We start from the raw sequence: 19,536 nt of genomic DNA, 5'->3' as shown, positions 1-19,536 counted from the left end.
TCCAATCCCGATTCCCGAATCCCGGCCTCTCATGAAATTCTCTGAAAATTGGCTGCGCAGCCACGTTCCTATCCAGGCCACGCGCGACGAACTGGCCGCGACGCTGACGGCGATCGGTCTGGAAGTCGAAGAGGTCACGCCGCTGGGCGAGTCGCTTGGTCAGGTGGTGGTGGCGCGTATCGTCGAGGCGGTGCGTCATCCGGAGGCCGATCGTCTGCAGGTCTGCAGCGTCGATGCCGGGCAGGGCGAGTTGCTGCAGATCGTGTGTGGCGCGCCCAATGCGCGTGCGGGTCTGGTGGCACCGTTGGCGCTGGTCGGTGCAAAGATCGGCGAGTTGACGATCACTGCGGCCAAGCTGCGCGGTGTGGCGTCCAACGGCATGTTGTGTTCGGCCAAGGAACTCGGCCTGGACAGCGATGCCTCGGGCCTGTTCGAGTTGCCGGACGATGCGCCGGTGGGGCAGGCGCTGGCGGAGTATCTGGGGCTGCCCGATGCCAGCATCGAGATCAAGCTCACGCCCAATCGTGCCGATTGTTTCAGCGTACGCGGCATCGCCTTCGACGTGGCCGCCGCGTGCGCCAGCGAAGTGGTGGCGTTCGACGCTGTTGCCGTGGCGCCGGTGTCCACGCGTACGCTGGCAGTGGAACTGGACGCCGGTAAAGATGCGCCGCGTTATTGCGGCCGTGTGATCGAAGGCATCGACCCGGCCGCCAAGACGCCGGTGTGGCTGGCCGAGCGCCTGCGCCGCAGCGGCGTGCGTCCGGTGTCGTTGCTGGTGGACATCACCCAGTACGTGATGCTGGAACTGGGCCAGCCGATGCATGCCTTCGACCTGGACACCTTGCAGGGGCCGATCGGCGTGCGCCGTTCCCGCGCCGGCGAGCAGCTGGCGCTGCTGGACGGCCGCCAGGTCACGTTGGACGATAGTTTTCTGACCATCACCGATGCCGGGCGTCCGGTTGCATTGGCCGGCTTGATGGGCGGGCTGGACACACGCGTCACCGAAACCACCCGTAACGTGTTCCTGGAGTCGGCGTACTTCGACCCTGCGGCCATCATGGGCCGTGGCCGCAAACTCGGCCTGCATACCGATGCCGGGCACCGTTTCGAGCGTGGCGTGGATCCGGCATTGCCGCCGCAGGCACTTGAAGTGGCGACGCGCCTGGTGCTGGAACTGGCCGGCGGTATGCCTGGCCCGGTGGTGCATGCGCAGCTGCCGGAGCATCTGCCGCAGCCAGCGCGCATCCGCTTGCGCCGCGCGCGCATTGCACGCGTGCTCGGTATCCAGATCGACGATGCCGACGTCTTGCGCATGCTGCGTGCGCTCGGCACGCACGTCGAGGCGGTTGCCGAAGGCTGGGAGGTGATGGCCCCGGGCCGTCGCTTCGATATCGCCATCGAAGAGGATCTCATTGAAGAGCTGGCGCGTATCCACGGTTACGACCGGGTGCCGACCACGCTGCCTGGTGGCGCCAGCCGCATCGCGATGCCGAGCGAAACCCGGCTGGACGAGCTCAGCGTGCGGCGCCAGCTGGTGGCGCGCGAGCTGCAGGAAACCATCAATTACGCCTTCGTCGATGCGGCCTTGCTGGAGCGTTGGCAGCTCACCGAAGGCCTGGTGCCGTTGGCCAACCCGCTCAGTGCGGAGTTGGCGGTCATGCGTCCGCGCCTGTTGCCGGGCCTGGTCGCCACGTTGGGCCGCAATGCGGCGCGTCAGGCTGGGCGGGTGCGGTTGTTCGAGCTGGGAAAGGTGTTCGCGGCTGCGGCCGATGCCGGTGCAGCACCCGACGAATCGCAACACGTTGCCGCGGCGGTGTGCGGCGATGCGCTGGCGCTGCAGTGGGGCGAGCCAGCGCGCAAGGTGGATTTCCATGACTTGAAGGGCGACCTGATGGCACTGGCTGCGGCCAGTGGCGCGCAGCTGGAGTTCCAGCCGTCGACGCAGCCGTTCGGGCACCCGGGCCGGTCGGCCGATATCTATCGCGACGGCGTCTGTATCGGCTGGATCGGGCAGGTGCATCCGCGTCTGGCCAAGGCGCTGGACATCGATGTGGACGTGATCGCGTTCGAGTTGCAGCTGATGCCCTTGACCCAGCGGACCCTGCCGCGCGCTGGCGAGCTGTCGCGTTTCCCTTCGGTGCGCCGCGATCTGGCCTTCCTGGTGCCCGACGAAGTGAGCTGGGCGGCAGTGTCGGCCAGCGTACGCACGACGGTCGGGCCATTGTTGCGTGAGGTGCAATTGTTCGACCGCTATGTCGGGCAGGGGGTCGAGCCAGGTTTCAAGAGTCTGGCTATGGGCTTGATTTTGCAGGATAACTCGCGCACTCTCACCGACCGGGACGTGGATGCGGTCGTCACCGATGTGGTGGCCGTGATCGAGCGCGAACATCGCGCCCGGATCCGGAGTTGAGGCAGTAACCAGGGGATTGGCATGGCATTGACGAAAGCGGAGATGGCCGAACGTCTGTTCGACGAGGTCGGTCTGAACAAGCGTGAGGCAAAGGAATTTGTCGACGCGTTCTTCGATGTGCTGCGCGATGCGCTGGAGCAGGGCCGTCAGGTGAAGCTGTCGGGTTTCGGCAACTTCGATCTGCGGCGAAAGAACCAACGGCCCGGTCGCAATCCCAAGACCGGCGAAGAAATTCCGATCTCGGCACGGACGGTGGTGACGTTCCGCCCCGGTCAAAAACTCAAGGAACGGGTGGAGGCTTATGCTGGATCCGGGCAGTAATCGCGAGCTACCGCCAATCCCGGCCAAGCGCTATTTCACCATCGGTGAGGTGAGCGAGCTATGCGACGTCAAGCCGCATGTGCTGCGTTATTGGGAAACCGAGTTTCCCAGCCTGGAGCCGGTCAAGCGGCGCGGGAACCGGCGCTACTATCAGCGCCATGACGTGCTGATGGTGCGTCAGATCCGCGGCCTGCTGTACGAGCAGGGCTATACCATCGGCGGTGCGCGCCTGCGCCTGGAGGGCGACGGTGCCAAGAGCGAGTCGGCGCTGAGCAATCAGATCATCAAGCAGGTGCGGATGGAGCTGGAAGAAGTCCTGCAACTGCTGCGCCGCTAGGAAAACGCTTCATAAAGCCGCTATAATGGCAGGCCGCCCTCGCGGCGGAACGCAGCATCTTCGGGGTATAGCGCAGCCTGGTAGCGCACTAGTCTGGGGGACTAGTGGTCGTCGGTTCGAATCCGGCTACCCCGACCAAACATTGAGCCCATGACGTCATGTCATGGGCTTTTTTGTTGCGCTGCAACATTGCATTTTTGTGTCGGCGACCAGCTGGGCGAATACGCATATCGGCATATCGCGATGCAGCATGAACGGCGCACTAGCGCCCGCTTTTTGCGGTCCGGTTCGCTATGGACTTGGATCACGCAATGGTGCTAAGTGTCCGAAAACACTCCGAAACATTTTCTCCAGATTCAAACGTGGATCACGGTTCGTTAACGCGATATCGACGAACTTGAATCAATAGGCCAACGCTGTCAAAAAAATGGCGTGCGGTCTCTTGCGGTGCGATTTTTCTGTGCCATAGTGCAGTGCAACACGCCTTACCTGTCGTGATCCCGATGTCCCGGGATGAACCCTCTGTCGTACGTTCGTGCTGGCGTGTTTGGCCGGTTGAATGCTGCGCGAGCTCCTGTCCCACCCAACCGAGGCAGCCAGCCACACGCATGAAGAAACTGATCGGACGATTCTGCCAAGCGCTCAGCCTGGCGTTGATCTGCTCGATAACACTGGGCGCTTGCAGCACCGGTAAGGATATGGCGACCTCGTTGCCCCTGCCTGACCCGCTCGCAATGTCCGCAGTGCAGCCCGAGTATCGGCTCTCGCCAGGCGACCTGCTGCTGGTCAAGGTGTTCCAGATCGACGATCTGGAACGGCAGGTCCGTATCGATCAGAACGGCCACATTTCGTTGCCGCTGATTGGCGATGTGAATGCGGCCGGCATGGGCGTCGGCGAGCTGGAAAAGATGGTGGCCGACCGATACCGCAACGGCTACCTGCAAAATCCGCAGGTGTCGGTGTTCGTGCAGGAATCCAACGGCCGTCGTGTCACCGTGACCGGAGCGGTCGACGAGCCGGGCATTTATCCGGTGATCGGGGCCAACCTGACCTTGCAGCAGGCCATCGCGCAGGCCAAGGGCGTGAGTACGGTCGCCAGCCGCGGCAATGTCATCGTGTTCCGCATGGTCAACGGGCAAAAGATGCTCGCGCGGTTCGACCTGACCGAAATCGAGAAGGGCACCAACCCGGATCCTGAGATTTATGGCGGCGACATCGTGGTGGTGTACCGCTCGGATGCGCGCGTGTGGTTGCGCACCATGCTGGAACTGACTCCTCTTGTGATGGTGTGGCGCGCTTACCGATGAGCATGAATTCCGACAATCGTTTCTCTTCGTCGCAGCGTCACGGGCATCTCGAACTTGCCGATGTGGGGTTGCTCGACTACTGGCGCGCCCTGGTGTCGCAGCGTTGGTTGATTATCGCGATCGCACTGGCCGCACTGCTGCTGGCGCTGGCCATCACGCTGCTGATGCCGGAGAAGTACCGCGCGACCAGCACGCTGCAGATCGAACGCGATTCGCTGAACGTGGTGAACGTCGACAACCTGATGCCGGTGGAGTCGCCGCAGGACCGCGATTTCTACCAGACCCAGTATCAGCTGCTGCAGAGCCGTTCGCTGGCACGTGCAGTGATCCGCGAAGCCAAGCTCGACAAGGAGCCGGCGTTCAAGGACCAGGTGGACGAGGCACTGGAGAAGGCCGCGGCGAAAAATCCGGAGGCAGGCAAATCGGTCGATTCGCGTCAGGCGATCATCGAGCGCAGTCTCACCGATACGTTGCTGGCCGGCCTGGTGGTCGAGCCCATCCTCAATTCGCGACTGGTCTACGTCAATTACGACTCGCCGGACCCGGTGCTGTCGGCCAAGATCGCCAATACGTACGCGAAGATGTTCATCATCAGTACGCAGGAACGCCGCATGAAGGCGTCCTCGTTCGCGACCAAGTTCCTCGCCGAGCGACTGGAGCAGTTGCGCAGCAAGGTGGAAGATTCGGAGAAGTCGTTGGTTGCGTACTCGACCGACGAGCAGATTGTGTCGGTGGGCGACGACAAACCTTCGTTGCCGGCACAGAACCTGACCGATCTCAACGCCTTGCTGGCGTCCGCTCAGGATGCCCGTATCAAGGCCGAGGCCGCCTGGCGCCAGGCAGCCAGTGGCGATGGCATGTCGTTGCCGCAGGTGCTCAGCAGTCCGTTGATCCAGAGCCTGCGTAGCGAGCAAGTGCGTCTAACCACCGAGTACCAGCAGAAGTTGTCGACCTTCAAGCCGGATTACCCGGAGATGCAGCGTCTGAAGGCGCAGATCGAAGAGTCTCGTCGGCAGATCAACGGCGAGGTCGTGAATGTGCGCCAGTCGCTGAAGGCGACCTACGATGCGTCGGTGCACCAGGAGCAGTTGCTCAACGAGCGCATCGCCGGTCTGCGGAACAACGAGCTGGATCTGCAGGGTCGCAGCATTCGTTACAACATGCTCAAGCGCGACGTCGACACCAATCGTCAGCTCTACGATGCGCTGCTTCAGCGCTACAAGGAAATCGGTGTGGCAGGCAATGTCGGCGCCAACAACGTGACCATCGTCGATACCGCAGATGTGCCTACGTCGAAGACTTCGCCGAAACTGAAATTGAACCTCGCTTTGGGCCTGATCTTTGGCGTATTCCTAGGTTTGGCTGTGGCTCTGGTGCGGTACTTCCTACGTGTCAATGGGCCGGAAACACGGCCGAATTGACATCGTGATGTTGCAAAACGATGGTTAATTAAAGTGACAACTGATTCAGCGTGGAAAAGGTCGGATCCCGTATGTTTCGGGCTCCTTCGTTTGAAAGTTTGTCTCTGTTGAAACAAAGGGCTGTCGAGTGATCTGGGGTCGGTAGGTGTTACCGCGGTGATCGCTTGGCGGAGATGATTGAAAGCTCGCGTGCGATTCGTATGTTCCCCCGCATGCGTCGTATCGAGTTTGGAGGACATCCCCATGCTTTTGGCAGACTTGAGTAGCGCGACTTACACAACTTCTTCGCCGCGATTGTTGTCCAAATATTCGGCTGCGGCCGATCTGGTTCTGCGCGTCTTCGACCTGACCATGGTTGTGGTGTCCGGTCTGGTTGCTTATCGCATCGTGTTTGGCTCCTGGGTGCCGGCAGCGCCGTATAGGCTGGCGATCGCGACCACGCTGCTGTATTCGGTGATCTGCTTTGCGCTGTTCCCGCTCTACCGCAGCTGGCGCGGTCGTGGACTGTTGAGCGAACTGATGGTGCTGGGCGGCGCGTTCGGCGGTGTGTTCGCGCTGTTTGCCGTGCATGCGCTGATTGTGCAGGTGGGCGAGCAGGTGTCGCGCGGATGGATTGGCTTGTGGTTCGTCGGTGGCCTGGCCTCGCTAGTGGCGGCACGCACGGTGCTGCGCGGCTTCCTGAACCATCTGCGTACCCAGGGCGTGGACGTGCAGCGTGTGGTGGTGGTGGGGCTGCGTCACCCGGTGATGAAAATCAACCACTACCTGAGCCGTAACTCGTGGGTGGGCATGAACCTGGTCGGTTATTTCCGCACCCCCTACGACATTGCCGTGACCGAGCAGCGTCAGTCGTTGCCGTGCCTGGGCGAGCCGGATGCGTTGATCGACTACCTGAAGGAAAATCAGGTCGAGCAGGTGTGGATCTCGCTGCCGCTGGGCGAACGCGATCACATCAAGCAACTGTTGCAGCGCCTGGACCGTTACCCGATCAACGTCAAGCTGGTGCCTGACCTGTTCGATTTCGGTCTGCTCAATCAGTCTGGCGAGCAGATCGGCAACGTGCCGGTGATCAATCTGCGCCAGGGCGGCGTGGACCGCGACAATTACTTCGTGGTGGCCAAGGCGTTGCAGGACAAGATTCTGGCCGTGATCGCGCTGCTTGGCCTGTGGCCGCTGATGGCCGCCATTGCAGTGGGCGTCAAGTTGAGTTCGCCGGGCCCGGTGTTCTTCCGTCAGCGCCGTCATGGTCTGGGTGGCCGCGAGTTCTACATGTTTAAGTTCCGCTCGATGCGCGTGCATGACGACCATGGCACGACGATTCAGCAGGCGACCAAGAACGATGTACGTATCACGCGTTTCGGTGCGTTCCTGCGCCGTAGCAGCCTGGATGAACTGCCGCAGATCTTCAACGTGTTGGGTGGCAGCATGTCGATCGTCGGGCCGCGCCCGCACGCTGCGCAGCACAACACGCACTACGAGAAGCTGATCAACCATTACATGCAACGTCACTACGTCAAGCCGGGAATCACCGGTTGGGCGCAGGTGAACGGGTTCCGTGGCGAAACCCCGGAACTGCGGACGATGAAGAAGCGTATCCAGTACGACCTCGACTATATCCGCCGTTGGTCGTTGTGGCTGGATATCCGCATCATCGTGCTGACCGCTGTACGCGTGCTCGGACAGAAGACCGCGTACTGATGATGGTGGGGAGCGTGCGAGCTGGCGCGTCCGGCGCCGCGGGCGGCTGCATTGCAGCCGCTCCTTTCAAGCGGGCATATGCATGCTGATTCGAATGAGCGAGGAAACTCGCGTGCGCTGGCATAACCTGCTGATCGAGCTGACCTTGCTGGTCGGCGTGGGTTATAACCTGGTACTGGCATTCATCAACGCGAACGTGTTCACCGTGCGCCCGGTGATCACCTACGCGGTCGAGTTCATGGTCTACGCGGCGTGCTTCCTGCTTGGCCTGGGTTCGTTGAGCCGCAAGCGCATTGCCCTGATCGTCAGCGGACTCGGGTTGATCGTCACGCTGATGTTCGTGCGGTTTTTGGTGAACTGGCAGATCGACCCCAAGTTCTTCCGCGACGCGCTGGTGGTGTTCGCCTTCGTCGTGCTTGGCTCAGCCTACACCGGCTCGGTGCCCAAGCTGTTCATCCGCATGACCATCATCGTGTCGCTGGTTGCCGCATTCGAGCTGGCGATGCCGGTCAAATACGGCGATCTGATCAATCCGAAGAGCTTCTTCGTCAACGCGCGCGGCATGAGCGCCGAAGGCTTTTGGAACGAAGACAGTAATCTGTTCGTCAGCGCCACCCGGCCAGGCGAACGTAACTTCCTGCCGGGCTCCAATCTGCCGCGCGCCTCTTCGATGTTCATCGAGCCGGTGACGATGGGTAACTACATCTGCTTCTTCACCGCGACCGTGCTGGTGTTCTGGCGTTGGATGCGACCGGCGGCGCTGATCCTGTCGGTGGGGTTGATCGGCTTCATGATCGTGGCCTCAGACGGACGATTGGCGGCGGGCACCTGTGTCTTGATGGTGCTGCTGACGCCGCTATTGAAACGGTTGGACCAGCGACTGGCGTTCTTGGTGTTCCTGCTGGTGATCATGAGCGCATGGCTGCTGGTCTGGGTCACGGGCATCACCGCATACCAGGACACCACGATGGGGCGCGTGTTCTTCACCGTTTATTCGATGAATAACCTGTCGTTCGAATCCTGGATGGGGCTGGATTTTGCGCAGGCGTATCGTTACTTCGACAGTGGCATTTCGTACTTCATCGCATCGCAGTCGATCGTGGGCGTGCTGGCCTTCCTGCTGGCCTATTCGTTCCTGCTGCTGATGCCGAGCAAGGAAGGGCAGCTGTTCAAGAACCTGGCGATCTTCGCGTTCGCCTTGAGCTTGCTTGTCTCCAACGGCTACTTCTCGATCAAGACCTCGGCGTTGTGGTGGTTCGTCTGTGGCTGCATGTGGCACATGCTGCCGACCTGGTCTGCGTCCGGCACGCAGACTGCTCTGATCAAGGACGATCCAGCGGCAGATGGCGCGCAGCTGCCGTTGCCTGCCGGAGCGGCACGGTGAGTGTGTCGGCAACGCCGGCATCGCCGTCGGCTTTGCCGGCCGCAGCCGCGCAGGTTGCAACAGGCGGTCGCGTCCGCGACCCGCGTATCGATGCCACCAAGGCCATTGCGATCCTGCTGGTGGTGTTCTGTCATGCCAAGGGCGTCCCACATGGCATGACCTTGTTCGCCTATAGCTTCCACGTGCCGCTGTTTTTCTTGGTATCCGGCTGGTTGGCAGCGGGTTATGCGTCGACCACGACTGGACTGGACAGGCGCTCGGTCGGCCGGCATGTACGCAGCTTGCTGCTGCCGTATGTCACGTTCTACCTGCTTGGCTATGCCTACTGGTTGCTGACCCGCAATATCGGCGAAAAGGCTGCGCGCTGGGGAAGTCACCCGTGGTGGGAGCCGATCGTCGCGATGTTCACCGGTATTGGCCCGGACCTGTATGTGCAGCCTCCGCTGTGGTTCTTGCCCGTCATGTTGGTAACCGTGGTGAGCTACATGGTCTTGCGCCGGCTGATGTCGCCGTTGCTGATCGTGGGGCTGACATTGATCGTGGCATGGTTCTGGATGAACTGGTTCCCCGCCCAACATTTGCGGATTTTTTTCGGTTTGGATGTGCTACCGGTGTCGCTCTGCTATTACGCATTGGGCGCCTTGCTGATCTACGTTTCGCCACGCCTGCCAACCTCCTTGGCCGGAAGCGCGCTGGCAACGGTCGTGTTGGCATTGGCGGTGGCCTGGTTGGCCGTCGCCAACGGGCGAATCGACGTCAACATGCTCGAATTCGGACGCAACCCCGCGCTGTTCTTGGTGAGCGCGTTGCTTGGTTCGTTGATGGTGATCTGCGCGGCGCGGCTGGTACAGCATTGGGCGTGGCTGCAGTGGATCGGCCGCAACACCTTGCTGATTCTCTGTACGCATATGTTGGTGTTCTTCGTGCTCTCCGGTGTTGCCGCTTTGGCTGGTGGATTTGGCGGTGCGCGTCCGGGGCTTGGTTGGGCGGTGTTTGTCACGCTGTTCGCATTGGCCGCCAGCGTGCCGCTGCGTTGGATCCTGATGCGCTTCGCGCCGTGGGCGCTGGGTGCGCGTCGGGTGGCGGCATGAGCGGCGCCTTGGCATGACACGCGAATTCTCTTCACCGCACGCTATGCGTGCCCATCACCTGGCGGACGCCGAAACGGCGCCTGCGCGGACGCGCGACTGGCAGATCGACGCCGCCAAGGCGTTGGCCATCGCGCTGGTGGTGCTGGGCCATGCCAGCGGCATGCCGCCAGCGTACAAGCTGTTCGCTTACAGCTTCCATGTGCCGCTGTTTTTCGTGTTGTCGGGGTGGGTTGGCGAGCGTTTTGGACAGCGGGCATTGACCGGGGCATCGGTCGCAAAACTGGCGCGCACGCTGCTGGTGCCGTATCTCGCGTTTTTCATGGTGGCCTATGCGCTGTGGTTGTTGACTGCTGCGATCGACGGGCATGCGGGTCATCCGCAGGCGCGCCCGTGGTGGCACCCGCTCACGGGATTGCTGTGGGCCAACGGGTCACGCCTTTATGTGCTTCCGGCGCTGTGGTTCCTGCCCGCGTTATTTGTCACAACGCTGGCTTACATTGCGTTGCGTGCGCGATTGAGTGCGGCTGCGGTGGCGGCGGTCAGTCTGCCGATAGCGCTGGCGTGGGCGGGCTGGTTTCCTTTGCTACAGCAGCGCCTGCCGCTCGCGCTGGATGTGCTGCCAGTGGCGCTGTTCTTCATTGCAGTTGGCGGTTGGCTGGCGCGGTTCTCCGATGCGTTGCGATCGCTGCGCGCGCAGGTGTGGGCGCTTGCCTTGTTGCCGTTGGCTGCACTGTGGTGGTGGCTGGCGGGGTGGAACGGGCAGGTGGATGTGAACAACCTGCAGTTCGGGCGGTCGGCGGCCGTCTTCCTGCTGGTCAGTCTGCTCGGGACGGCGATGACGTTTTGCGTCGCCTATTTCATTCGGCGCCTGCGCTGGGTGCAATGGATTGGCACCAACACCTTGCTGATCCTGTGCACGCATACCCTGGTTTTCTTGGTGACCACCAGCGTGGTGGCGCGTACGGGCCTGGTCGCACGTAGCGCAATCGGTACACCTGCCTGGGCGTTGGGGCTGAGCGCTTTCGCGATTGCTGCAAGCGTGCCGATGCGCGCGGTGCTGGTGCTGGTCGCACCATGGATGTTGGGGTTGAAACGCAAATGACGAGTTTTCAGAATCATCAGCCGTCGCAGCAACAGAGTGCGCGCCGCTGGCAAAGGAGAGTGGCGTAATGAAAGTGGTGCATGTCGTCCGCCAATTCCATCCTTCGATCGGGGGCATGGAAGAGGTCGTTCTCAATGTTGCCCGCCAACATCAAGCCACCAGTGCCGACACGGTCGAGATCGTGACGCTGGATCGTGTGTTCACCGATCCCGGTGCGCAGCTTTCGGCGCAGGAGACGCACCAGGGGCTACCGATCCGACGGATTGGCTACCGCGGCTCGTCGCGCTACCCGCTGGCGCCTTCAGTGCTCGGTGCGATTCGTTCGGCCGATGTCGTGCATGTGCATGGCATCGATTTTTTTTACGACTATCTGGCATTGACCAAGCCGCTGCACGGCAAGCCGATGGTGGTGTCCACGCACGGCGGGTTTTTCCATACCGCCTACGCATCGCGCATGAAACAGCTGTGGTTCCAGACACTCACGCGTACCTCGGCGCTGGCCTATGCGCGGGTGATCGCCACCAGCGAAAACGATGGCGATCTGTTCGCCAAGGTCGTGGCACCGGCGCGGCTGCGGGTGATCGAAAACGGCGTGGATGTAGACAAATATGCAGGGCAGGGAGCGACCGCGCCCGGCCGGACCATGCTGTATTTCGGGCGGTGGTCGGTCAACAAGGGGCTGATCGAAACCCTGGAGCTGTTGCAGGCAGCGCTCAACCGCGACCCGCACTGGCGGCTGATCATTGCCGGCCGCCAGTACGATCTGAACGAAGCTGATCTGCGCAAGGCAATTGCCGAACGCGGGCTGCAGGACAAGGTGCAGCTGAGCATGTCGCCCTCGCAGGAGCAGTTGCGTGCATTGATGCAGCAGGCGCAGTTCTTCGTGTGCCTGTCGCGGCATGAAGGCTTTGGTATCGCGGCGGTCGAAGCGATGAGTGCGGGCTTGATTCCTATCCTCAGCGATATCCCGCCATTCGTGCGGCTCGCCAGCGAATCGGGCCAGGGCGTGATCGTCAACCGCGACAGGATCGAAGCGGCAGCAGATCAGGTGCAGGCGCTTGCGTTGCAGTCCGACAGCGATTTCGACACCCGTCGCGCGGCGTCCATGGCCTATGTGAGCCGCTATGACTGGAAGCACGTGGTCGGGCGCTACGTCGACGAATATCACGATGCGTTGGGTATTCCGCGCGTGCAGGAGGCTGTGCGATGAGCACGCTTGCTTCTGCGCCGATGACGCATGCGGCAACGCAGCCGCAGGTGACGGTGCTGTTTTCCACCGAAAAGCCCAATGCCAACACCAACCCGTACCTGACCCAGCTCTACGACGCGCTGCCTGCCGCAGTGCATCCGCGGTTCTTTTCGATGCGCGACGCATTGCTGTCGCGTTACGACGTGTTGCATCTGCATTGGCCCGAATACCTGCTACGCCATCCGACTGCTGCCGGGACGTTAGCCAAGCAGGTCTGCGCGGCGTTGTTGTTGCTCAAGCTGCAGCTGACCGGCACGCCGGTGGTACGCACCTTGCACAATCTTGCACCGCATGAGGACCGCGGCTGGCGCGAACGTAGCCTGCTGCGCTGGATCGACCGGCTGACGCGGCGCTGGATTCGCATCAATGCGACCACGCCGCCGCGTCCGCCGTTCACTGACACGATTCTGCACGGCCATTATCGCGACTGGTTCGCGACCATGGAGCAGGGCAGCACGGTGCCGGGGCGGTTGCTGCACTTTGGCCTGATTCGCCCGTACAAAGGCGTCGAAACCTTGCTGGAGGTCATGCGCGAGGTCGACGATACGCGTCTCAGCCTGCGTATTGTCGGCAACCCGGCCACGCCGCAGATGCGCACCTTGGTGGAGGACGCCTGTGCGCAGGATCCGCGGATCAGCGCATTGCTGGCCTATGTGGAAGAGCCGGTGCTGGCGCGAGAAGTCAGCGCGGCCGAACTGGTGGTGTTGCCGTATCGGCAGATGCATAACTCCGGCACGTTGCTGCTGGCGCTGTCGCTGGCGCGTCCGGTGCTGGCGCCATGGAGCGAATCCAACGCGGCCATCGCCGAGGAAGTGGGCCCCGGTTGGGTGTTCCTGTACGAAGGCGAGTTCGATGCCGCGTTGCTGACCGGCATGCTGGACAAGGTGCGCGCTGCGCCACGCGGCCCGGCACCGGATCTCTCGCAGCGCGACTGGCCGCGGATTGGACAATTGCATTACCGCACCTATCTGGAAGCGTTGGGCAAGGATGGAGACGCCGCGCTGTGACCGCTGAGACACCTACGATGACATCTTCCACACCGCCGCCACCGCCACAGCGCAGTCTTGGGTCGCGCGCTGCCGGTGGCGCAGCGGTGACCATGCTTGGCCAGTCGGCCAAGATGGTGGTGCAGTTCGGCGGCATCATCCTGTTGGCGCGTCTGCTGACGCCTTACGACTACGGTCTGATGGCGATGGTCACCGCCATCGTCGGCGCCGCCGAGATCCTGCGCGATTTCGGCCTGTCGGCGGCAGCCGTGCAAGCCAAGCAAGTCAGTCGCGAGCAGCGCGACAACCTGTTCTGGATCAACAGCGGCATTGGTCTGCTGCTGTCGCTGGTGGTGTTCGCCTCGGCGCATCTGATTGCCAACTTCTACAAGGAGCCGGCCCTGGTGACGATTTCCCAGGCGCTGGCGGTCACCTTCCTGATCAACGGCATGACCACGCAGTACCGCGCGCACCTGAGCCGCGGGCTGCGCTTCGGGCAGGTGGCGCTAAGCGACGTGGGCTCGCAGGTGCTCGGTCTTGGCGCGGCGGTTGCCGCTGCGCTGCTGGGCTGGGGCTACTGGGCGCTGGTGGTACAGCAGGTGGTGCAGGCCGGCGTCAATTTCATTATCGCCGCCAGCTGCGCGCGCTGGTTACCGGGTGGCTACCGACGTTCGGCGCCGATGCGCGATTTCATGAGTTTCGGCTGGAACCTGATGGCAGCGCAGTTGCTCGGGTATGCCAGTCGCAACGTGGGCCAGGTCATCATCGGTTGGCGGACCGGACCGGACGCGCTGGGCTTGTACAACCGCGCATTCCAGCTGTTGATGATGCCGTTGAACCAGATCAATGCGCCTGCCACCAGCGTGGCGCTGCCGGTGTTGTCGCAGTTGCAGGACGACCGCGAGCGCTTTAGTGCCTTCCTGCTGCGCGGGCAGACCGTCATGGTGCACCTGATCTTTGCGCTGTTTGCGTTTGCCTGCGCACTGGCGATGCCGCTGATCGTGCTGGTACTGGGCGAGCAGTGGCGTGAGGCGGTGCCGCTGTTCCAGGTGCTGACACTGGGCGGTATCTTCCAGACGGCGGCCTATGCAACGTACTGGGTGTTCCTTGCGCGGGGGCTGATGCGCGCGCAGCTGGTGTATTCGCTGGTCAGCCGCGTCCTGCTGATTGCCTGCATTTTCGTTGGCTCGCGCTGGGGCGCGATGGGTGTGGCGATCGGCTATTCGTTCGGTCTGTTGTTGACCTGGCCGCTGTCGCTGCTGTGGATCGGCAAGATTTCAGACGCGCCGGTCGGAGCTCTCTTCACCAATGCGCTGCGCGCCATGGTCGCCTACGGGGCGGCGGGTGGCTGTGCGTATTACGCCTCCATTACGGTGGGCGGCCCGCTGTGGGAGCAACTGGCTGTCGGCGCAGTGACAATGCTTGCCGTCTGCCTGCTTGCCTTGGCGATCTGGCCTGCATTCCGTCGCGATGTGATTGCGATCATCAACATCCGCAAGCTGCTGACCCAGGCCAAGGCACGTCGATGAGTCGACATTGTCTTCGCCTGCAGTCGGTCATGCTTTCTCTCACTCATTCATAGGACACGGCCCATGAGCGATACACCCGCCGCCGCTTCCGGCATCCGCCGGCCTTGCTATCTGGTCTTGTCCGCCCACGATTACCGCACGCCGCGGCGCGCCAATATCCACTTCATTACCGATCAACTGGCGTTGCGCGGGACCACGCGATTCTTCTCGCTGCGTTACAGCCGGTTGTCGCGCATGAAGGGCGATATGCGGCTGCCGCTCGACGAAACCGCAAACACGGTCGTCTCGCATAAGGGTGTCGACTGCTACCTGTGGCGCACGACGGTGCATCCGTTCAATACGCGTCGTCCATGGTTGCGGTCGGTCGAGGATGCGATGTTCCGTTGGTATGCCGCGCATCCGCCGCGCCAGCTACTCGACTGGATGCGCGAGGCGGACGTAATCGTGTTCGAAAGCGGCATTGCGGTGGCTTTCATCGAACTGGCCAAGCGCGTCAATCCTGTAGCCAAGCTGGTATACCGCGCGTCAGACGGATTGAGCACGATCAATGTTGCGTCCTATATCGAGCGCGAGTTCGACCGCGTAGCGCCCAAGCTCGATGTGATTGCACTGGTGTCGCCGGCAATGGCAGAGGAGATCGCCAGCCGCGACAACGTCTATCACGTTGGCCATGGCGTCGATCACAACCTGGATCAACTCGGCGACCCGTCGCCGTACGGCGAGGGCATCCACGCAGTGGCGGTCGGTTCGATGTTGTTCGATCCGGAATTCTTCGTGGTTGCCAGCAAGGCCTTCCCTCAGGTGACGTTTCATGTGATCGGCTCGGGCATGGGCCGGCATCCGGGCTACGGCGATAACGTGGTGGTCTACGGCGAGATGAAGCATGCCGAGACCATTGGCTATATCAAGCACGCGCGGTTCGGGATTGCGCCGTATGCCTCCGAGCAGGTGCCGGTCTACCTGGCCGACAGTTCGATGAAGTTGCTGCAATACGACTTTTTCGGCTTGCCTGCGGTGTGTCCGAACGCCGTGGTGGGGCCGTATCAGTCACGTTTCGGCTACACTCCGGGCGACGCCGATTCTGTCGTTGCCGCAATCGGCCGCGCCCTGGAAGCGCCGCGTGTGCGTTATCGCCAGTGCCTGAATTGGTCCGACACCACCGATCGCGTGCTGGACCCAGGGGCGTATCCGGAAACCCGTTTGTATCCACAGCAAAGCGCAGCGGTGCATGCCTCGTCGGAGGCTGCGCTCTCGCACTGATGCGGCGCACATTTTTTCATTAGGAGACTCATACGTTATGGCCAACGCCTTGCTGCAGAAATGGATAGAACATGCAGAACGTCGTGCGCTGTTCTGGTGGCAGCCCAAGAACGCTGGCGTGAATATGGGGGATCACCTGTCCAAGGTAATCGTCTCCTGCGTGCTGTCCTTGCAGGACAAGACGCTGATCGAGAAGCGGGATCTGAGCAAGAAGCTGATCGCGATCGGCTCGGTGCTGCACTTTGCCAAAGACGGCGACACCGTCTGGGGCAGTGGCATCAACGGCAAGATTCCTGCCGAGCGCAACACCTTCAGTACGCTCGATGTCCGCGCGGTGCGTGGGCCGAAGACGCGCAAGTTTCTGCTCGATCGCGGCATCGCCGTGCCGGAAGTGTATGGCGATCCCGGGCTGCTGACGCCGATGTTCTTTCCGGCCGATGCGCTTGGCGCGGTCAACAAGCGCCCGTTCGCCATCGTTCCGCACTTCAACGAGCCGGTCGAAAAGTACAGCGCGTACAAGGATCACTTGGTATTTCCCAACGTCAAGCCCGCAACCTTCATGAGCGCCTTGCTTGGCGCGGAGTTGGTGATCAGTAGCTCGCTGCACGGCCTGATCCTTGCCGAAGCCTATGGAATTCCGGCGGTGTACCTGGATTGGGGCAACGGCGAAGATCGCTTCAAGTACGACGACTACTACAACGGTACCGGGCGTCTGCAATGGCATTCCGGCAACAGCGTGGAAGAGTGTCTGCAACTGGGCGGCAACGGCGATTTCGATCTGGAAAAGCTGCAGGCGGGGCTGTTGGCTGCCTTCCCTTACGACCTTTGGTGATTCGATGACGCAGGGCCAGCGCGTGGATGTGGAAACAACGGGGATTGCCAGCGGAACCACGCCGCCTGGTGTGGTGATTCCGTTAGGCGGCTTTCCGGTGTCGTCCACCACGCAGGAAGCCTTCGCGCTGGATCTGTTCCACGCGCTGGCCGCTCGTCAGCCGCGGCGGGTGTTCTTCGCCAATACCAATTTCATCGTGCAGTGCCAGTCGCTGCGGATGCGCATGCGCGAGCCCAGCGTGCGTATCGTCAACGACGGGATCGGCATGGATCTGGCTGCTCGGCTGATCCACGGCCGCCGCTTTGCCGGCAACCTCAATGGCACCGACCTGATTCCGTATCTGTGCCGTGAGAGTGCGCAGCCGCTGAAGTTCTTTCTGTTGGGCGGCCGTCCGGGTGTGGGCAAGACCGCTGCGGCGACGCTGACCGGGACCTTGGGGCAGCAGGTGGTCGGCATGTGCGACGGCTATGGCGAATTTGCGGCGGCGGGCGAGGGCCTGGCCGAGCGTATCAATCGCTCCGGTGCCGATGTGCTGCTGGTGGCGTTCGGCAACCCGCTGCAGGAGCGCTGGATCCTGGACCATAGCCACGCGCTGAGCGTGCCGCTGGTCTTTGGGGTGGGCGCGTTGCTCGACTTCTTGTCCGGTACCGCCAAGCGCGCGCCCGAGTGGGTGCGAAGCCTGCATATGGAGTGGATGTATCGGCTGCTCAACGAGCCACGCCGTTTGCTCAAGCGCTATAGCTGGGATCTGCTGGTGTTCTTCCGTACCTGTCTGCGCGCGGGAAAGCAGCTGCCCTGATGCAGCGCGGGCGTGTCTGGCCTAGCATGCGCGCATGCATCCGACCGCCGCCGCCCTGATCCGCTCGCTGGAGCTCGCCCCGCATCCGGAAGGCGGACACTATCGCCGCGTCTACGCCTCCGCGCGTCAGGTGACCGACAACGGGCAGACCCGTCCGGCAATGACTGCCATCCGCTTTTTGTTGAATGCAGGCGAATGCAGTGCGTGGCACCGCGTCGATGCGGAAGAAACCTGGCACTGGCAGTTGGGCGATGCCTTGGAACTGCTGATCTACGACACCTGCACCGATCAAGTGCAGCGCGTGATCGTGGATGCCGCCGAACGCGGCGAGCCGATGCATGTGGTGCCGGCAGGCTGTTGGCAAGCGGCACGCTCGCTCGGCGACTTCACCTTGGTGGGCTGCACGGTGTCGCCGGGATTTGTCTGGGAAGGCTTTGCGCTGCTCGACGAGGCTTCGCCGTTGGCCGCACACCTGGCGACGCTGCTGCCACGCTAGCCGTCGACTGCGAGTTCGGCCAAACGCTTCCCTAACGCGGCCGCTGCCGGCTTGGCGTACTGTCCGCCTCAAACAGGGGCGACACACCATGCAACGCAAGGCCGCGGGATGGGGAATGGGGTTGATGTTGGTGTCGCTGCTGGCGACCGCCGGTGAAGCCGTGCCGCCCAAGGCGGCGCCGGCACCGGCCGTGGTGGATCTGGAAGCCATGGTCGTGCGCGGCGTGCAGCCCGGGCCGGGCTTGTGGAAGGTCAGCAAGGGCGATCATGTGTTGTGGATCCTGGGTACCTCGTCGCCATTGCCAAGGCGACTGCAGTGGCAGTCGACCGAGGTGGAAACCATCATCGGCCAGTCCCAGCAGGTGCTGGAAGCGCCAACCGTGCAGGTGGATGCGGACATGGGATTCTTCGGCAAGCTGACCTTGCTGCCGTCGGCCATGCAAGCGATGAAGAACGAAGACGGGCGCGAGCTGCGCGATATCTTGCCGGCCGACCTGTATGCGCGCTGGAGCGTGTCCAAGGCGCGCTATCTCGGCAGCGACCGCGGCGTGGAGCGCAAGCGCCCGATGCTGGCCGCCGGCGAGTTGTATCAGGCGGCGATCAAGCGCTCCGGCCTGGCCCGTTCGCCGGTGGTTTGGCCAGTGGTGGAACGCGCCGCCAAGCGTGCGGGCATCAAACCCACACCGACCGCACTGGACTACAAGATCAAGGACCCGCGCCAGGCGCTCAAGGAATTTCGGGCCGGCGGAATGGACGATACCGCGTGTTTCCGTAGCATCCTGGTGACAGTGGAACGCGACCTGCCGACGATGGTGGAGCGCGCCAATGCCTGGTCGGTGGGCGATATCGAGGCCTTGCGTCAGCTGCCGCGCGAAGACCCGCGGGCCGCCTGCATGGGCGCAATGGCCAGCTCCGCTGCTGCAAAGAAACGCGGCATCGACGACCTGGAACGGCGCATGCGCGAGCATTGGCTGGGCATCGCTACCGCCGCGCTGCAACGCAATCGCAGCACGTTCGCGGTGCTGCCGATCAGTCGGTTGACCGCGCCGGATGGCTATCTGGCACGCCTGCAAGCGCTGGGCTATGAGGTGCAAGCGCCTTGATCGCCTGACGCGCAGGACGGCGCGCATGCGCCCCAGGCACGTCTGCACACGCGAGTGCCTGCTGCGGTGCGCTGGCGATGCGGGTTGTGCAGCGCTTGCAGCCGTTTGGAGCGGTGCTTGCCGCGCCCGATCGCCGGAGCCGTGTCGCGCTCCGCCCGGACGGCACCGCGATCGCGCAGGGCGACTGGCCGTGCGGGGGTTAGGCCGGCCGT

The 19,536-nt window shown here is 62.6% G+C and carries 17 protein-coding genes and 1 tRNA gene; all 18 read left to right on the top strand.

What is annotated here, in order from left to right; translation table 11 throughout:
- Window positions 1-31: 31 nt before the first annotated feature.
- The 18 genes from pheT (at window position 32) to ACCQ03_RS13370 (ending at window position 19,324) form a co-directional block, all read left to right on the top strand.
- Window positions 32-2,410 carry a phenylalanine--tRNA ligase subunit beta gene (gene pheT / locus ACCQ03_RS13455; protein ID WP_209227260.1) on the top strand — a complete coding sequence of 793 codons (2,379 nt, stop codon included), beginning with the start codon at window positions 32-34 and terminating at the stop codon, window positions 2,408-2,410.
- A gap of 21 nt (window positions 2,411-2,431) precedes the next feature.
- A complete protein-coding gene (locus tag ACCQ03_RS13450; RefSeq protein ID WP_002811076.1) occupies window positions 2,432-2,731 on the top strand; it encodes an integration host factor subunit alpha in 300 nt (99 codons plus the stop codon).
- Window positions 2,712-3,068, top strand: coding sequence for a MerR family transcriptional regulator (locus ACCQ03_RS13445; protein WP_005995911.1), 357 nt, complete (start codon window positions 2,712-2,714; stop codon window positions 3,066-3,068). Before ACCQ03_RS13450 ends, ACCQ03_RS13445 begins: the two co-directional genes overlap by 20 nt.
- Window positions 3,069-3,129: 61 nt before the next feature.
- Window positions 3,130-3,206: transfer RNA gene (locus ACCQ03_RS13440), tRNA-Pro, on the top strand.
- Window positions 3,207-3,676: 470 nt separating this feature from the next.
- Window positions 3,677-4,375, top strand: coding sequence for a polysaccharide biosynthesis/export family protein (locus tag ACCQ03_RS13435; protein ID WP_005914015.1), 699 nt, complete (start codon window positions 3,677-3,679; stop codon window positions 4,373-4,375).
- Window positions 4,357-5,796 carry a GumC family protein gene (locus ACCQ03_RS13430; RefSeq protein ID WP_017157116.1) on the top strand — a complete coding sequence of 480 codons (1,440 nt, stop codon included), beginning with the start codon at window positions 4,357-4,359 and terminating at the stop codon, window positions 5,794-5,796. Before ACCQ03_RS13435 ends, ACCQ03_RS13430 begins: the two co-directional genes overlap by 19 nt.
- 243 nt (window positions 5,797-6,039) lie before the next feature.
- Entirely contained in the window at window positions 6,040-7,494 is a 1,455-nt protein-coding gene (locus ACCQ03_RS13425) for an undecaprenyl-phosphate glucose phosphotransferase (protein ID WP_057677544.1), read from the top strand.
- Window positions 7,495-7,588: 94 nt separating this feature from the next.
- Window positions 7,589-8,878, top strand: a complete 1,290-nt coding sequence (locus tag ACCQ03_RS13420) for a polysaccharide biosynthesis protein GumE (protein WP_209227258.1) — start codon at window positions 7,589-7,591, stop codon at window positions 8,876-8,878.
- A complete protein-coding gene (locus ACCQ03_RS13415) occupies window positions 8,875-9,969 on the top strand; it encodes an acyltransferase family protein (RefSeq protein WP_057677546.1) in 1,095 nt (364 codons plus the stop codon). The genes ACCQ03_RS13420 and ACCQ03_RS13415 overlap by 4 nt, the downstream gene beginning before the upstream one ends.
- A gap of 43 nt (window positions 9,970-10,012) precedes the next feature.
- Complete coding sequence (locus tag ACCQ03_RS13410; RefSeq protein ID WP_139790931.1) at window positions 10,013-11,071, top strand: acyltransferase family protein; 1,059 nt, start codon at window positions 10,013-10,015, stop codon at window positions 11,069-11,071.
- A 67-nt stretch (window positions 11,072-11,138) separates the two neighbouring features.
- Window positions 11,139-12,281 (top strand): glycosyltransferase family 4 protein, encoded by a 1,143-nt coding sequence (locus ACCQ03_RS13405; RefSeq protein WP_057677547.1) that lies wholly within the window; start codon window positions 11,139-11,141, stop codon window positions 12,279-12,281.
- Window positions 12,278-13,327, top strand: a complete 1,050-nt coding sequence (locus ACCQ03_RS13400) for a glycosyltransferase (RefSeq protein ID WP_057677548.1) — start codon at window positions 12,278-12,280, stop codon at window positions 13,325-13,327. Before ACCQ03_RS13405 ends, ACCQ03_RS13400 begins: the two co-directional genes overlap by 4 nt.
- 17 nt (window positions 13,328-13,344) lie before the next feature.
- Window positions 13,345-14,835: a lipopolysaccharide biosynthesis protein gene (locus ACCQ03_RS13395; RefSeq protein WP_039568828.1), complete on the top strand. Its 1,491-nt coding sequence runs from the start codon at window positions 13,345-13,347 to the stop codon at window positions 14,833-14,835.
- Between the two features lie 63 nt (window positions 14,836-14,898).
- A complete protein-coding gene (locus ACCQ03_RS13390) occupies window positions 14,899-16,095 on the top strand; it encodes a GumK N-terminal domain-containing glycosyltransferase (protein ID WP_057677549.1) in 1,197 nt (398 codons plus the stop codon).
- Window positions 16,096-16,132: 37 nt separating this feature from the next.
- The gene (locus ACCQ03_RS13385) at window positions 16,133-16,927 is read left to right on the top strand and encodes a polysaccharide pyruvyl transferase family protein (protein ID WP_039568823.1); all 795 of its coding nucleotides are present in this window, start codon (window positions 16,133-16,135) and stop codon (window positions 16,925-16,927) included.
- Window positions 16,928-16,931: 4 nt separating this feature from the next.
- Window positions 16,932-17,726: a WecB/TagA/CpsF family glycosyltransferase gene (locus tag ACCQ03_RS13380; protein ID WP_057677550.1), complete on the top strand. Its 795-nt coding sequence runs from the start codon at window positions 16,932-16,934 to the stop codon at window positions 17,724-17,726.
- A 34-nt stretch (window positions 17,727-17,760) separates the two neighbouring features.
- Complete coding sequence (locus tag ACCQ03_RS13375; RefSeq protein ID WP_057677551.1) at window positions 17,761-18,222, top strand: cupin domain-containing protein; 462 nt, start codon at window positions 17,761-17,763, stop codon at window positions 18,220-18,222.
- Window positions 18,223-18,310: 88 nt separating this feature from the next.
- On the top strand, window positions 18,311-19,324 hold the full coding sequence (locus tag ACCQ03_RS13370) for a TraB/GumN family protein (protein ID WP_057677552.1): 1,014 nt from the start codon (window positions 18,311-18,313) through the stop codon (window positions 19,322-19,324).
- Window positions 19,325-19,536: the final 212 nt, after the last annotated feature.

The organism is Xanthomonas sp. NCPPB 3569 (assembly GCF_041475645.2).
GTDB lineage: Bacteria > Pseudomonadota > Gammaproteobacteria > Xanthomonadales > Xanthomonadaceae > Xanthomonas > Xanthomonas phaseoli.
The sequence above is the reverse complement of the archived record's forward strand: the minus strand, read 5'-3'. Positions and strand labels throughout refer to the sequence as shown.